The following is a 17,267-nucleotide window of genomic DNA, read 5'->3' on the forward strand; positions in this document are numbered from 1 at the left end:
TTTGTTGAAGTATCGGGTGATTCCTGCAGCTCCGATGAATATGCAAAAGTTTTTGGTGGAATAAAAAACGGGATAGGTTTTATATCAAATAATTTAAATTTAGTATTTTTTTGATTTGAACAGAACTTACACATATAATCCCCTCCTATAAAAGTTTGTATTATATTGTAAACATGACTTGTATAAAAGTGATAGTACAATTACCTAAAATATTGATATTACTTATATTTTAGGTAATTGCACTATCACTAAGCTTGTATGTAATTAAATTTTAATTCCTCATTTGATAAATCGTTTATTTTAATTTTATATAATATTAAAAAAATGCACTAGGATTACAAATACCTAGTGCATTTTTAAGCTTGCTAATTACGCTCCTTGATCATCACTAACTGATAAAATATCACTAATTTTCACACTAATTTGGTTAGGATTTTCAAGTGTATTTCCAGCATTATTACTTTCTACTTCTACGCCTTCTCCATTACCACGACGAAGCGTAACAAAAGTTTCTCCGATTCGAGTAATAAGACCTTCTACGTGGAATGAAGGTAAAAATAATACAACTCTTGCTCCTACTAATTGAAATGCGCGTAACAAAGTACGGATTTCATCTTCATGATGTTCTGCCATTTTCATCAACCTTTCCTTTGAAATTTATAAAGTAGTGAAGAAGTCTTTTTGAATCAAACCTACTTACTATATGAAATGAAAACTAGTAAAGTAAATCTCATCTTATTTTAGAACTGCCTCACTGCTTTATAAGATAGACTATGTTTTTGATTACAATTTGCTTAGACTTGATCACTATTGATATAAAAACAAACGTCCTCACTATTTATTCTGAAAATTCAGATAATAGTTTTAGAGGAATTTTCTATGAAAAATCTTGATAAATTCCTTACCAAAAATTACGATAATTTTCTATTTATTAAGTCAGATAAATTAGAATAGCAAACAAGAATATTCCTCCTTATAAAAGTGAATTTCTCTTTACTACACAGCAATTAACTTTGAATTTGCTATGATATAAAACATTTAGCCTTTAGAATGTGTCGCACCATTGACATTTACTATTGCATTGATTTTGAATCCCAGTCCCACATCATATAAACTTTGTACAATACAGATACCTTTGGATTAAATACAGAATTTAAATTTAATGAATTGTTGTATAATAAACAATCCACTCTTTTAGATTCAATTAGAAAAACAATCTTACGATTACACTCTAAAATTATTATTATTTACCTAATCCAAGAGAGATGATGCGATGAAGTTTTTCCAGTCGATATTTAGAGGATTTCGCTTAATCAGTAGGATTGTTAATCCAATACTAAAGGCATTATCTAAAAGTAAATTTTAATTACATAGAACTAAAAAAAGGCCGCCCAACAGGACGGCTCTTACTTTTGTTAATCAAACTATTCTTTTGTAAAAAATCATTTTACATATACATAGGTCTCATTTTAAGTTACATAGAATGCTTTGTTTTTATTATTTTGTACTTTTTAAGAATTAAAAAATGACATACACACTTACAGTAAATGTATTTGCTCTGAATCACGTATTAGCTGAACAAAATTCATTATTCATTACCTCCAGTTTCTTCAGTCTCATAAACTTCTAATCTAAGAGCAAAAGCAAGTTTATAAAATACTCTAGCCTTAACACGTCGATAAGTACGCTCGCTCATGCCAATTTCGTTGTATACCATATAATTACATATATCTTCATCTTCTAAGTAACGCTTAATGATGATGTTTCTTTGATTCTTTCCTGCACGCCCATTACCCAAACAACTAAGAAACTGGTCAATACGAAATGATGTTTGCTTAATCCACGCTTCTCGTTTGCTTTGTTGTATATTAGCCATTGCAACATCTTCTAATGGCTTTCCTACATCATTTGTAGGTCCGTGATATCTAATTCCATAAGAAGGAGTGACTTTCATTTCTTCACGCATCATTCCAAACTGCCTATATAAACGTACACATTCCATGAACCGAGCAGTTCTGCTTTTTTTATTAAACGGATAAAATTCGATATTCTAACAATACTACTCATAATACAACTTGAGCAGTTAACTTTTGTTAGCTGCTCTTTATTTGTACAAGGTACTCAATTGACTAGCGCACATATAATATCCTGAGTTCCTTTCTTTATGAAATAGTCGTTATAAAATGAGACTCGTCACGAGAGCACTTTACTAAGTGCTCTTTTTATATTTCAACTTAATACAAAATGAAAGTTTGATTAAGCTTATTTTTACTACCGCATAACATGTTTAATTCTGCTTATAATATAGTTGTAACTTAAAGTTACATATCATTTACTTGTAGGGCCTAATTTTCTTTTGTACAACAAGCAGTTAGCTAATTAAGCTGACTGCTTTGTTGTGCAAAAAGAAGTTTTTATACGATTTTAAACACATTTAAAAATAAATTCATATGATATTACGTATTCCTCTCTTTTACAAAATGGATTTTGGTCAAAAGAGCACTTTTATGAAGTGCTCTTTTCTCATGGAATTAAAACTCTACAAAATAGCTTTTTTGTTTAGTTTCACTCTAAAAGTAAAATTTTCATTTTTTCATTCCACCGAGTTCATAACATATTCTTTTCCCCCGATAAAATAATGATTAGGTGTCCCATGCGCATTTTATCCACTGGAAATAATACTTTTCACGTACTTACGTATTAGAAATTTCATTTCTGCTTCTTCTGCAATAGCAATTTTGTTCACTTTTTTGATACATTTATGAAACATTCACATGTTATCTTCAATATGTTCTATTCTTTTTGAAAAACCATGTGGGAATACCAAAACAAGAAGCCCTAGAGCCCTAACTCTAAGGCTTCTTGTTTTCAAATAAGGATTTTGTATTAAATCTGCACAAAGATTAAGAAGCATACATACCATATCTTGTGCACCTTTTTTATATAAATCTTGTTCATTGGGCGCCTTTAAAAGCGCTCTTTTTTGTTGAAAAACTACACCAAGAACAAAAAACGCATACAATGTCACGTATTCTTTTTCATTGTAAGTTTGGGTGGAAGAGCGTCTTCCAGGACGCTCTTTATATTTGTTTATAAACAAATAATTTACTTAAAAATACTCACAGTTTGTATAAACCAAACATATATTTACATAGACAAGACATAGCTTTTTATTAAACATGCACAATTTTTGTGCATGTTTTTTATTTAACAAAAATTACATATTTTTTCAATTCAGATTATGTTAAGATTTACTTCTTAGTCGAATTATGGTTTCGTATCTAATTCAGCAATATGTGAACTGTTTATCTAAAGAAAAGACACCCAAAAGGTGTCTTTTCTTCTTTTAATCTAAAAAACATTTCTCCTATTTAGTAAGATCCAATTAGCCCTCTAACCTAAGCCTCATAATTAAAGGCAATTTAATCATGGTACTCAAGAGTTTTCATCCATTTCAATATACCTATAGCTTAATTTAAAATCACATTTCCAGCACTATATTTGCTTTCCTACAGATTTTCTGTCTTGTTCTTAATTCTGTCAAAATCCTCATGTAGCTATACAAAGAATATATGCTACTATGATATTAAGAAACTATGCGTTCCCTTAACCCTGTATCCGGCCCTGTATTTATTACAGGGTCTTTGTTTATTTTATTTACTTTTATTGGCTTATAAAGGTTAATACACAACCAATTTCAATTAAAACCGTTTAAATGTTAGTTAGAATTTGAAAAAATATATCTATTAACTTTTTTAACAAATGTAATCTAATATTAAATTTCTAAATTTATACTGTACTATACACCAGTTAACACTATATAAATAGTATTAACTATCTTAATTGAATATTAGTAATAGTAAGTATAAACATTATCAATTTACTACATCTTACATTTATGTAAAAATAAATACATGTTAAGCTTTTTCAAAATCTTTCCCCTAATAAAGATTTGAAGTAGCATTTCATGATTCTCCTTACTGTTAATATGCCTTGAAAAAGAACCCTATAGGGTTCTTTTTCTTCTCATTATAACCTCAGTAAGTTCATGCAAAAAGGACTGCTAATTATTTGCAGCCCTTTTACACGTTAATATACACTTGTATTACATGCTTAAAACTTTATTGTATTAGGTATTTATACCAACTAAACATGCCATTATCATTTAGATATATAACACTTCAAAGTTTAGAAGTATACAATAACAAATCTTTCCCAGCTTCCAGCTACATAACTAGTAGCTGTTAATTCTCTACCACCATTTGCTGATATATATCTACCATTACTTAGTGCTTGTAATACATATATCCTATTGTCTCCACCATTATATAAGATAAACTTTTCCCATGCACCAATTGATGTACGATCTGCTACTACTCTACCATTTGGCTCAAACAAAACATACTTCCCATTACTTTTAGTTTTTAAAGCGTACGTATATAATTCCCCAGTCGGAATTAATTCGAATTTCTCCCATTCATTAACTGCATTACGATTTGCTATTATATTTCCCGAAGGCTCAGCCGAAACATATTGTAAATTTGCTGCCTGTATAGCAACTGTCCAACTTCCATTTTACTTTAAAGGTTTAAACAATTGTGACCACATTTGTTTAAACCTCCACAATTTTTTCTAAGCTATTCTCTAAAAATCTTATTTTTCGTTGTAAATAAACCTGATTGGTACCCTTTATGCAAAAGAAAAGATGGAACCTTTAATTCAACTCCACCTTTTTTCGAAATAAAAAGCATCTAATTCTATTTGAATTAGATGCTTATATTTAGTCCTTAAACCTAATATTCTAAACTATTTACGCGTTTGTAAATCTTTTTTTATTACATCCCAGAGTGAATTATCTTGACGCATCGGTTTACCCTCTTCATCCCATTTTATTTTTTCTGTTCCCAATTCATAATTCATCCCTGTCCATGTGTCTTCACGGAATGCATAGAATGATTTATGCCATCCTTTTTGGTTAAAGATAGAAATAAGATCTTGCATGTATTGGGTAGCACCTGGAACAGTACGGTTAATTCCAAACTCCTCTGCAATAATTCGATTAGATGGTACATGATTTTTCTTAGACCATTGTTGAATTGGCTTCAAAAACTTCTCTAATCCCTGTCTATTCCACATTACAGGTTTCTCTAAATCCCCTACTTTTACTAATCCTGGATATTGATATTCCTTGTTTTGTTTTTCACCTTGGCTCGTTAATTCATATGGTTCATACATATGAAATGCGTATAGTGTTTTTTTATCCTCTACTGGTTTTAAATATTTAAAGGCCCATGGAGTAGCATATAAACCTGAATCTAAAATAATCGGTGTTTCTTTGTCCACTTCACGAATGGAGTTAATCACCTTTTCATAAAATCTGTTTAAATCAGCTGTTGTTCCTTTTACTTTTGCATACCATTTCTCGTAATCTTCCGTCCAAAAATCATTATATCTATTATTTTTAGCTGTTTCTGGATGTGGTTCATTTATAATATTATAACCAACCACCGCGGGGTGATCTTTTAGTTCCAGAGCGAGGTCCTTCCAAAATTGACTTGCTTGTTCTTGATACTTCTCTTCTTCCCATATTCTGTCGTCATTCTTATTATTATTAAATTGGCGCCATCGATCACCAGGTAAGGATAACATTGTAAGAACGACTTTCATTCCTTGTGATTGTGCGGCATCTAAATCCGCCTTTAATTTTTCTAGATCTTCCTTTACTAATCCCCGATAGTTATCTGCATTACCTATCAGAAAATCCTTTCCAGAAGTATCTGGTTTATCCTCAAATAGAAAATCTTTATCTTTTGCCCATTTATCAGGTGCTAAACGTACATATTCAATATTAGCTTCTTTTGCACTTTTATAGTTTTCAGGTAATGACGTACTATTCATGAAATTAGTACCCTTTCTTTTCGAATCCCAAAAACTAATTTTTGAATCGCCCTTGTGGTATGTATCAGCTCTTACATTCATTTCCTGTACTCCAAAACTCATCATGCCTAATAACGCAACAATTGGCAAAACTTTTTTCACAACTTTTCCTTCTTTCTCTTTATATTTAACACACATAACATACCTTTGTTTTGTTACAGGAATATGGCAATTTTCCAAAAATACCTTTTAAATTTATACATTGGTAGTTCATTCATAAAAAAAGAAAGAGATAATTAGAACGTTGCTTCATTTTAAAAGAAACAAAAAAGGAATCCTTTACGGATTCCTTTTTGCAATGCACTCTTTTTCAAATGGTACATTTTGCACCTACTTTTAGTATAACTTATAATTCCCATAAAATAAATAAGATTAACTGAAATTTACTTCAAATTGTGATAAAAAACATAATTAAGAAGCGCAGATAACTAAATATCATCCCTTTATTAAATAAAAAAGATTAAATAATTCCCCCTCCAAACTAGGACCCCTTTACATTTTTTACAAATATTGTTATAATTAGATAAACTAAAGCATTATCCCATTAACAAAGGGACTCCATAATTGGAGTCCTTTTGTTAATTAGCTATTAAAAATGATAGCATGTGATTATTGTATAATTTCTTCCTTTTTTAGATCTGCATATTCTTCTACGAAATCCCATAAACCTTGCTTTTCGAAGTAAGAAATACTTTTTTCACTTCTTCTAAGAGTTTAATTGCTTCATCTTCATTAAGAGAACGTAAAATATTGAAATGATATACATACTCTTCATTTCCTAATTCCATACAAACTGCTAATCCTTTTTCAATAAGTTCTTTTACAATATTTGTTTTTCTTAGCTTATAGTGTTCACGCGCTTGTAAGAACACTGCTTTAAAATGGGCAATATTCTTCTCCGTGACTTCTGATAAATGACGAATTGCTAATTTAGATAAATTTTGAGTTGCATATAATAGTCCTAGATTATGCCTTACTATTAAAATCAATTTTTCTTCATTATGTTTTTGCAAAAGGTCAATGGAACGATTGAAATGTTCTTCCGCTTTTTCAAATTGCTTTAAGAATATACGAGCTGTCCCTAATGCGGTTTCACAAGAAGCAACTTTCACCTCATATCCCATTAGCCCTAAATACAAGGAATATAGATACTTATTTTACTTTCAAAGGCTGAAACCTTGCTGCATAACTACTGAAAATAAAGTGAAAAGACGTTCAAATCCATATGGATAGATCGTCTTTTCACTTTATTTCATACATATACTGATTTTTCACTTATTCATTTTGTATTGTACTTAAAAAACCAATAAATTCATCTTCATTTACAGGTTTACTGTAGTAATAGCCCTGAATTAGATAACATGCATTACGTTGTAACACTGTTAATTGTTCCTTCGTTTCTACCCCTTCTGCTATCACTTTCATGTTTAAAGTATGAGCAAGTGAAATAATGGTTTGTATAATTTCATCTCCATCAGTAGAAGTTCCAATCCTATTAACAAATTCTCTTGGAATTTTCAAAGTATCAATTGGATAAAGAGGCAGATACGCTAATGAAGAATAACCTGTACCAAAATCGTCAATTGATAAATGTACACCATATGATTTTAATGCTTTTAACTTCGATAAGGTTTCCTTTTCATCTACCATTGCTATTCGCTCTGTTAATTCCAAATCAATCGAATTAGCAGGTACTCCTATCTCTTCTATGGTAGATATAATGGTTTGAACAAAATCTTTCTGTTCAAACTCTATAGCTGATAAATTTATCCCCATCTTTAGATTTGAAAAGCCCGCAGAATGCCATTCTTTCAGTTGTTGACACGCTTTCTGTAACGTCCACTTCCCAATTGAAATAATCTGCGCCGTTTCTTCTGCGATAGGTATAAACTCAAAAGGAGAAATCAGTCCAAGCTCTGGATGTTGCCAACGTATTAAAGCCTCTGCACCAATAACCTTACCTGCCTTACTATCAATTTGTGGTTGATACAATAAAAACAACTCATTATTTTCAATTGCATTTGGTAAATCCTGTTCTAATCGTAATCGACGAGTTACTTTTTGAGATAATGTCTCGTCATACATACAAACAGCATTGTTACCTTTTTCCTTTGCGCTATACATAGCGATATCAGCGTGTTGTAAAAGTGTAGTAGTATTTATTCCTCCAAATGGATACACTGCTATTCCTATACTAAGAGATAAGTAAAAACTATGCTGATTTACTACAAATGGTTCTTCAGTTATACGAAATAGAGTTTTACACAAATCCAATAGCTGTTGCTCTGTTTGGTTATGGACAATGATCGCAAACTCATCACCACCTATTCTTGCTAGAGGAATAGTCGGTGACAGACATGTCCTAAAACGTTTGGCAACTTCTTTTAAAACCTTGTCACCAATCGAATGACCCAATGTATCATTAATAGTCTTAAAGCGATTTAAATCAATATACAGGAGCCCAAACTTATCCTGTGTTTTTTGTGCACGCTTAATAGATCTATCTAATTCTTGTTGGAAGAATATACGATTTCCAATCTCCGTCACCGTATCATGGAATGCAAGGTAATTTATCTCTTCCTGTTGTTGTTTCATCCTTGTTATGTCTTTTACCATTACATAGCTCCCAAAGGTTTGTCTTTCTATCATAATAGGAACTATAGTGACATACCAAAAGAGTATATCTTTCTCATTGTTATTTTTCACACGTAACTGTAGTGAAGATGAACTACATCGTTTCCCTTTCTTTATAGCTGCTTCCAATTCAGATTTATCTTCATCTAAAAAAATAGAGAAGCACTCTTTCCCTATCAATGCAGCACTTTCTTTTCCTAATAACATACTTCCAGCCTGGTTTATATTTAATACGATACCGTTTGAATCAATCGTTAAAATAGGATCCGGATGATACTCATATAATGACTTAAATCTCTCTTGATTTTTTACTAAATCATTAGATTTATTTATTAAATCCCTTGTTCTTTGAGATACTGTTTGTTCTAATTGATTATTAAACACTTTTAATGTTTTAGTTAACTCTTTGTTTTGCATTCGTACGATTGTATGACGAATCAGTACAAATACAAAAGCAATACAATTTCCCGTAATTAATGTAGCTGAAGAAGTTTGCTCTTTCAAAGTAAAGCCAATTAAGACTGCAACTGCAAGATAAGGGAATATACCAAGAAGTTTCTCTCCAAATGTCGGATTAATAATAAAATAATTTCTTTTAGAAGAAGTATTCTTTGGGATTGTAGCAGCAATAGCGATAAATAATAGGAAAACTCTATACAAACACCTTAAAAATATAACTGAACGCTCTGACAAATCACCTTGTAAGTAAAAATACAAATAGTCCGTAATAGCCAATCCAGTTAATACTAGGATAAAAATAAACAATTTACTTTTTGCATTGAAAATAGCAGGTCGAAAGATCAGTGTAACTCCAAGTAATAGAAGCAATAAATCTATAATCGGAAAAATAAATGAGAGAAAAACATCTCCAATTGATAAGAATAAAATATTTGCAGATGGTTTATTAAATAGGTACCACTCTAATGTAAAAATAGCAGTAACAACAATGCATAAATCACAAAGTAAATACGCTTTCTCCCATTTGTTACATTCCATCATAATTTTATAAAAGAACGCAAAAAGAAAGAAGAATAAGAAAAACAGTAGAAATACATCAGAAATATTAAAATTTTGTATTGGTAATTCTACATTAAGTACTTGAAAAGCGGATATGAAATTTCCTATCAAAAAACACCCTATTGCAATAGTAATGCAAACCCAGAATACTCCTAACTTAATTTTTTGGGATAATATAGAATACAGTAATGAGATAAATACAGTAGTTTCAACGACTAAAGATGATAGTCGGATATTAAAATCTGATACGAAATAATGATTCGGAAAAACAAATAAAAATATAAAGCAAAAGCTTATATAAGTTATTAAAGCCAATATCAATACATAAAATTGCACATATACATGTTTACGCAATGGATTCACCTTCTTGATTTTTCTATACTTTTATTAAAAAATGGCTTGATGGTGGCACAAGTCCTACTAATTAAAATGTGTGCTACCTATTATCCATATTATGACCTTTTTAAAAGATTTCTTTCTACACACAACAATCTTATTAACTTTTTGTAGATGTTTACAATTATCAATACTGAGGATTCTAAAAAGGATAAGCTGAAAAATGTAATTTTTTAAGTATTTGAGCATCGTAAATTTGGCGGGTACAACTTATCTACTCTTTACATATGAGATAGAATCTACTCCTCTATTGGATTATAGTTGCTATCTGTCACACTTAAAAAGGAATGAACATATACTATCATTAAAATAGAAATTCAAATTAGTTTACGAAACCAACTGTAACTATTATAGTTACACAAAAAGTTGATGTCAATTTCATATCCTCCCTTTTTAACGGACAAAAGACATGACCTATTGAACAAAAATGTGATGTTTATAAAAAGGGCGGTAAAGTTTTATCTCCTTACTCAAAGAATTATAAATGATTTAGAATTAGATGAAATTGAAGCTAATATTGCATCTCCCTAAAAAGAATGTTACTCTAAAAATAGAATTATGAAAGGAATGATGGATGAATAATGATTAACTAATTTATATTTTAAGTTGAATTTTATAACTTCAAACTACAAAATATAGGGTTAGTCTATCCATTTTTAAAATTCAGTTCATACTTTATTTGTCATGATTCAAATGATTAATAAGTACTTATTAAGTATAGACGAAAGACTAATCCTTCCGATTACAAATTGGGGGATTTTTTTATTCCCGTTTGTCTTAGTTGAAACTTACTAATTGTTAAATGTACTTCACAAATAAAGGAGCGAGAAAAATGAGTACTTCAGATACTATTGTTACACATGTAATGCTCTATATAAGTCGTTAATATCCATCAAACTTATATAGAGGAATTAAAAAATGGATGGATGTTCCGACTTTATATGAAACGTTTCGATATATAAAGGAGGAATTATTATGTCAATGATAAAGGTCCAAGACTTAACTTTTTCATACCCAGGTAGCTTTGATAATATTTTTGAAAGTGTAAACTTCCAAATAGATACGGATTGGAAGCTAGGATTTATTGGTAGAAACGGACGAGGTAAAACGACATTCTTTAATTTATTGTTAGGGAATTATGAGTATAGCGGGAAAATCCTTGCTTCAGTAGAATTCAATTACTTCCCCTACTCTGTTTCAGATAAGAACAAATTCACTCATGAAATCCTTGAAGAAATTTGTCCCCAAGCCGCAGATTGGGAACTTCTACGTGAGATATCCTATTTAAATGTTGATGCTGAGGTCATGTACAGACCATTTAAAACATTATCAAATGGGGAACAAACAAAAGTGTTGCTTGCTGCACTGTTTTTAAATGCGGGTCAATTTCTATTAATTGATGAACCAACAAATCACTTAGATACAGATGCACGAAAGATAGTCTCCGATTATCTAAGGAAGAAAAAAGGATTTATTTTAATTTCACATGACAGAATCTTTTTAGATGGGTGCGTTGACCATATCCTATCTATTAATAGAGCAAATATTGAAGTTCAAAGTGGTAACTATTCTTCTTGGAAGTTAAATTTTGATAGACAGCAAGAACACGAGAAGGCTACAAATGAGCGTCTACAAAAAGACATAGGGCGATTAAAACAGTCTTCCAAACGTTCAGCAAGTTGGTCTAATGACGTGGAAGCTTCAAAAAATGGAACGAGGAATTCAGGCTCTAAGTTGGATAAGGGGTTTGTAGGACATAAAGCAGCCAAGATGATGAAAAGAGCAAAAAACCTTGAATCAAGGCAACAAAAAGCTATTGAGGAAAAATCAAAATTACTAAAAAATGTGGAAAAAACTGAGTCATTAAAATTGGAACAATTGCAATTTAAATCAAATGAATTGGTTACTTTAGTTGACGTGTCCGTTAAGTACAATGATCAAATTGTGAATGAGCCGATTAGCTTCATAGTTGAACAAGGTGACCGAATTGTACTTGATGGAACGAATGGGAGCGGAAAAAGTAGTATCCTAAAACTAATTCTAGGACATCCGATACAGCATACAGGCTTAGTTACTTTAGGTACAGGACTCATCATTTCCTATGTCCAACAAGATACTTCTCATTTGAAGGGATCGCTATCAGGCTTTATTGAAGAGCACAAGATTGATGAAACCTTATTTAAGTCCATCCTAAGTAAGATGGACTTTGACCGAATTCAATTTGAAAAAGATATATCTCATTATTCTGGTGGACAAAAGAAAAAACTGCTTATCGCTAAAAGTTTATGTGAAAAAGCTCATATATATATATGGGATGAACCACTAAATTTTATAGATATCTATTCCCGCATGCAGATTGAAGAACTTATTCAACAATTTAATCCCACAATGGTTATTGTTGAGCATGATAAAATATTTCAACAAACAGTTGCAACGAAAACTATATCTATGTAGCTCAAAACGAATACTTGAAAATATAATCATTAACTTGAGTCCTTGAATTATAAAAAATTTAATGAATTGATAAAAAAAGCCTAATTTCTCTACAATACATTGAGAAATTAGGCTTTAAATAGTAATAATAGAATTCATAAACACTGAATAATTTACACATTAGGTTTATCTGTTAATGCAGTAACAATCCTGTCCACTAAGTTTTCTGGCATCCATTCATGATTTGTATCATTCGTTTCATTTGGTCCTAAAAAATCAATAAACTTTTTAAACTTTGGAAATAAAACAATAGAAGTGATCCAATGTATTGTATGATTTATGGAGAAGAAATGAAAAACTCCTTGCTTTTCACCCTCCTGTAATATTTCTTTTAACTGTTCAAAATTACCTATAAAATATGGTTGCTATTTTAAATGCCATTCACGCTTAAATATAGGAGTCTTCTTGGCTAAAATGATAAAAATAAGCACATCTTGTTATAAAAACAGATGTGCTTATTTTTTAATTTCTATGCATTTTTACGTTTTAAGAAAATCACTCCACCAACAATTAACAGTAATGCTCCTGCAGCCATAGAGATCCAACTTGTAAGATTAGTACCTGTTTGCGGTAACCATCCAATTTTAGATTGAATTTCTTTCTTAAGTTGTGGTTGTTCTTTTACTTGCTCGTTAGGTTGCTCTGGTGTTGGCGTATTTTTACCTGAATTTGGCTGTTCTGGTTTTGGTTGTTCCGATTTTCCCTCTTTAAATTTCACTGTTTGTCCCTTATCTTCAATTTCAGCGTGAATAGCTACTAATATATTATCTTGATACAGTTCTTCAAATACTACTACTTCTTTACCTTGTAATACAGAAGCATTAAATGTGAAATCTAGTGTGATAGAACCATTTTTCTCTTTAGCAGTAAACTTAGATTCTACTGTTACTTCTTTACCATCAACTAATAATGGCTTGTTTGTTGCTTTATCCACTAGTTTACCTTTTACTACGTACTCTTTACCCACGATTAAGTCTTTGTATTCCACTTTATCTTGGATTGTTACAGTTTTAGAAGCGTCTAACTCTTTAGAACCATCAGCTTTATTTGTAGCTGTCGTTTTAATAGAAGGCTCTACAAATCGAACTGTTTGACCTACATCGTTAATATCAGCGTGAGTTGCAATTACTTGCCCTTCATGTAATAAGTCTTCGAACACAACTACTTCTCTTCCTTGCTGTTCAGCACCAACAAAAGTAAAGTCTAATGTTACAAAACCGTTCTTTTCTTTTGCAGTAAATTTAGTCTCAGCTGTTACTTCTTTACCATCAATTAGTAATGGTTTGTTAATAGCTTTGTTCATTAATTTTCCTTTTACAGTGTACTCTTTACCAACAACTAAGTTAGTGTACTCCACTTTATCCTGGATTGTGATAGAATCCTTTGAATGAATCTCTTTTCCACCATCAGCTTTGTTTGTTGCTGTCGTTTTTACTGATGGCTTAACGAACTTAACTGTTTGACCTTTATCATTGATATCAGCATGTGTCGTAACAACTTTTCCGTCTTTCAGTAACTCTTCGAATACTACTACTTCTTTTTCTTCTAAACCAGTTGCATCAAAAGTGAAATCTAGTGTAATAGAACCATTTGCTTCTTTTGGTGTAAGCTTCGTTTCAACAGTTACTTCTTTACCATTTACAACGAATGGTTTATTAGTCTCTTTATTCATTAATTTACCTTTTAAAGTGTACTCTTTACCTACTTGTAGGTCTTTGTATTCCACTTTATCTTGGATTGTTACAGACTTAGACGTGTGCATTTCTTTTGTACCATCTGTTTTATCAGTAGCTGTTGTTTTTATTGAAGGAATCTTTTCATCCTTGACAATGTGTTTAATGATTTGACCATTCTCTTTAATTTCAAAAGAAAACGTCTCTTCATTTAAGATATAACCGTTTGGTGCAACAGTTTCTTTATATGTGTATTTTCCAAATGGTAGCTTTTCAAATTTAGCGATACCTTTATCATCTGTTTTACCTTTTACTACTTCTTTTCCTGCTTCGTTATAAATTGTAAATTCTGCATTTGGAAGCTTGTTATTTCCATCAGCTACATCTACCTTTGTAATTTCTAGATCACCTTTGATAAGATGATTAACTGCCAATAACTCAATAATCTTTCCATGTTCCTTTATTTCGAACGTAATCGGTTCTTTAACAAGAACGTAACCATTTGGAGAAGCCTTTTCTACAAATGAATATTTACCATACGCTAAATCTTTGACGTTAATCTCACCATTTTTATCTGTCTTATATTCCCCAACTACTTTTCCACTTGCATCTTTTAGCTCGAATGCTGCACCTTCTAATTTTTTACTAATATCCTCATTATCTACTTTTAGTAATTTTACACTACCTTTCACTTCGGTATTTTCCACTGTAAAAGTAAGTGTTTTATTGTGCTCTTTAATTTCAAAAGGATACTTTGTTTTATTTCCAATATATCCATTAGGTGTTTTTGTCTCTAAGAAATAATATTTACCATACGTAAGATCTTCAACGTTTGCAATTCCATTTTCTTTTGTTACTACTTTTTTCACTTCTTTTCCATCTTCAGTGAAGACTGTGAATTCAACATTTGGTAAAATCTTTCCTGTATCACTAAGCTTTTTAATTTCGATGTTACCTTTTACTTTGTTATTTACTATTTGGACAGCTCCTGTTTCCCCTGTCTTAACTTCAATAGTTTGTGGTTTATCATCTGAAACATAGCCTGTTGGTGCTTTAATTTCTTTTAATGTGTAAGTACCAATTGGTAAGTTGTTTAATTCTGCCATACCATCAGCACCAGTCATGATTTTTCCGACTGATTCATTATTTGCATTAAAGACCTCAAATACTGCACCAGCTAAAACTTCTCCATTTTCTCCAACCTTTTTAATTTTTAAAGAACCAGCTGCTTCCCAATTTACTGCAAGATCACTACTAAGCTTTTCTTCATTTCTCTCTAATAGTACTGTAGCATTCTGAACAGTATCCGTACCACGATAAGCAATTGCTTGAACTTTAGTTAAATTAGCAGCAACACTTAAATTAAATTCACCCGTTTTTGTATTCTTAGGAATTTGGATACGAAATTTTTCTCCAACTGAAAGCTGATCTTTCACTTCTCCATTTTCACTAACAATTCTAACTCCATTAGGTGCGTTTTTCGCTACTACCTTATAAGAACCACTCTTAGCATTTGTTTGTACTGAATATAGATTTGTTTCGAAGAATTCACCCTTTAATTCTGCTTTTTGCTTTTCAGCAGGAATCACATTCATAAAAACATCTTGAGTCTCTTCACTATTGTTAGCATTACTAATAATAGCCTTAGCTGCTTTTTCAACATTTTTATTCTCATGTTTTAATTCATTTACATCGAGTTGACCTAATGCATTCCAAACCGCAAGTTGCGTTGCATAATGCGCTTCATTTTTATTAGCTACTCCCAGCTGTTCAGCACTTTTTTGCGGGAAACCATTTAATAAGACTCTATATACTACATTATCTGTTTTCCCCATTTCAGGAAGATCTTCACCATTTGGTGATTTTAATCCAAGGGTTAAGCAATAAGCAATTTGACCACTTGAATTTTTAATCATTTCAGTGCGAATGTACTTACCTAGACTATTACTATAACTCCAGTCCATTGAATATTTCTCATGCGTCATAACCTCTGCACTAGCCCTAGGTAAAAATACATTAAGGAATAATGCCAGTACTGATAATAATGTAAAAACTCTTATAATGACTCTCTTACCCAATTTTGTAACCTCCCTAAAATAAATTAATCCGAGTATATATCGCAATATCTAAAACATTCACGATCGACCCAATTATCATTATAAAACAATAAATTACAAATATTAAATAATTTTAATAAAATAGTCAAAAAATTTACACATTTTATTATTTATCAAGTTTTTTAACGAATTTACTATATACAAATTCTAAAACACGCCTACAATTTAAAAGACAAATATGTATGTTAAATATATAAATAGCAATTCCTTTACTCCAGTTATTAAGCTTTCCCCTATTAAAAATAGCCTTTTCATTTTCTTGTTAACCTGAGTAATTTATACACCTCTTTTAATCTATTACACTCCTTCATTTAAATATAAAGGTGACTTCTCGTTCAAATAATAAAGTGAAACTTTAATCCGCCCGATTCCCACCTAACTTCTTTACTTTCATTGAATTTTTGTGCGGGAGTCTTACTGCCCAAAAATAACGGGATATATTATGCAATATTGCATTTGATAATCATTTTCATTGTAACTATAATGATTACAGGGTTACTATTAATCTAATATTCTACATGGAGGTTTTATTATGTTTAAAAAAATTATTGTATCTTCTATGGCGCTTACTATGTTCGGTGGAGCTGCAACTATGCTAGAGGCACCTACTGCTCAAGCAGCTTCTTATAACTCAACGTCATCCTCTTACTTTGATGTCACTCCTGAAGAGGCTGTGGCTTTCTATCAATCTCAAGACTATAAAAAATTAAAAGTATTTTTGGATGACTTTGAAGCTAGAAACCCTTATACTCCAGGTGGAGGCTACGCTCAAGGGAGTGTACGTATGCAAAAATTCAACGATGCTCTTAGAGATGCCAAATTAACAAATGTCTACCAAGAATTTATTAGAATCTCATACTACAATCATTATCCAGAACCAAAATAATAACAACGTATTAAATGTTTATTATTTCTATAACTTAGCCTAATTTTAAATGTATAACCTAAAAATAATTACTAAAAACCACTCATATAAGGGTGGTTTTTCTATTTCCCCATA

General features: G+C 31.1%; 8 protein-coding genes and 3 pseudogenes. 2 read left to right on the forward strand and 9 right to left on the reverse strand.

Annotated features, from left to right (window positions below):
- Positions 1-369: 369 nt before the first annotated feature.
- The 7 genes and pseudogenes from AB6801_RS15515 to AB6801_RS15545 all read right to left on the reverse strand — a co-directional run bounded on the left by AB6801_RS15515 (position 370) and on the right by AB6801_RS15545 (position 9,942).
- Complete coding sequence (locus tag AB6801_RS15515; RefSeq protein ID WP_000781353.1) at positions 370-639, reverse strand: hypothetical protein; 270 nt, start codon at positions 637-639, stop codon at positions 370-372.
- A 949-nt stretch (positions 640-1,588) separates the two neighbouring features.
- Positions 1,589-2,002: pseudogene (locus AB6801_RS15520) on the reverse strand (ArpU family phage packaging/lysis transcriptional regulator); the annotation flags it as partial.
- A gap of 768 nt (positions 2,003-2,770) precedes the next feature.
- Positions 2,771-3,100 carry a hypothetical protein gene (locus AB6801_RS15525; protein WP_240514374.1) on the reverse strand — a complete coding sequence of 110 codons (330 nt, stop codon included), beginning with the start codon at positions 3,098-3,100 and terminating at the stop codon, positions 2,771-2,773.
- A gap of 1,088 nt (positions 3,101-4,188) precedes the next feature.
- A pseudogene (locus AB6801_RS15530) lies at positions 4,189-4,575 on the reverse strand (fascin domain-containing protein); the annotation flags it as partial.
- Between the two features lie 231 nt (positions 4,576-4,806).
- Positions 4,807-6,075: a glycoside hydrolase family 5 protein gene (locus tag AB6801_RS15535; RefSeq protein WP_002026152.1), complete on the reverse strand. Its 1,269-nt coding sequence runs from the start codon at positions 6,073-6,075 to the stop codon at positions 4,807-4,809.
- A gap of 512 nt (positions 6,076-6,587) precedes the next feature.
- The gene (locus tag AB6801_RS15540; RefSeq protein ID WP_002026151.1) at positions 6,588-7,061 is read right to left on the reverse strand and encodes a tetratricopeptide repeat protein; all 474 of its coding nucleotides are present in this window, start codon (positions 7,059-7,061) and stop codon (positions 6,588-6,590) included.
- A 151-nt stretch (positions 7,062-7,212) separates the two neighbouring features.
- On the reverse strand, positions 7,213-9,942 hold the full coding sequence (locus tag AB6801_RS15545; protein ID WP_002103434.1) for a sensor domain-containing protein: 2,730 nt from the start codon (positions 9,940-9,942) through the stop codon (positions 7,213-7,215).
- Between the two features lie 1,017 nt (positions 9,943-10,959).
- On the opposite strand from AB6801_RS15545, the gene AB6801_RS15550 reads away from it, so the two are divergent.
- Positions 10,960-12,438, forward strand: a complete 1,479-nt coding sequence (locus AB6801_RS15550; RefSeq protein ID WP_000061799.1) for an Lsa family ABC-F type ribosomal protection protein — start codon at positions 10,960-10,962, stop codon at positions 12,436-12,438.
- 152 nt (positions 12,439-12,590) lie between these two features.
- On the opposite strand, the pseudogene AB6801_RS15555 reads toward AB6801_RS15550, so the two are convergent.
- Positions 12,591-12,842 (reverse strand): annotated as a pseudogene (locus AB6801_RS15555) (TetR/AcrR family transcriptional regulator); the annotation flags it as partial.
- A 104-nt stretch (positions 12,843-12,946) separates the two neighbouring features.
- On the reverse strand, positions 12,947-16,228 hold the full coding sequence (locus tag AB6801_RS15560; protein WP_097999283.1) for a VaFE repeat-containing surface-anchored protein: 3,282 nt from the start codon (positions 16,226-16,228) through the stop codon (positions 12,947-12,949).
- Between the two features lie 571 nt (positions 16,229-16,799).
- Between AB6801_RS15560 and AB6801_RS15565 the strand changes: the two genes are divergently transcribed.
- On the forward strand, positions 16,800-17,153 hold the full coding sequence (locus tag AB6801_RS15565) for a hypothetical protein (protein ID WP_000473483.1): 354 nt from the start codon (positions 16,800-16,802) through the stop codon (positions 17,151-17,153).
- Positions 17,154-17,267: the final 114 nt, after the last annotated feature.

This window comes from Bacillus sp. RCC_6_1 (assembly GCF_041360755.1).
Classification (GTDB): Bacteria; Bacillota; Bacilli; order Bacillales; family Bacillaceae_G; genus Bacillus_A; species Bacillus_A cereus.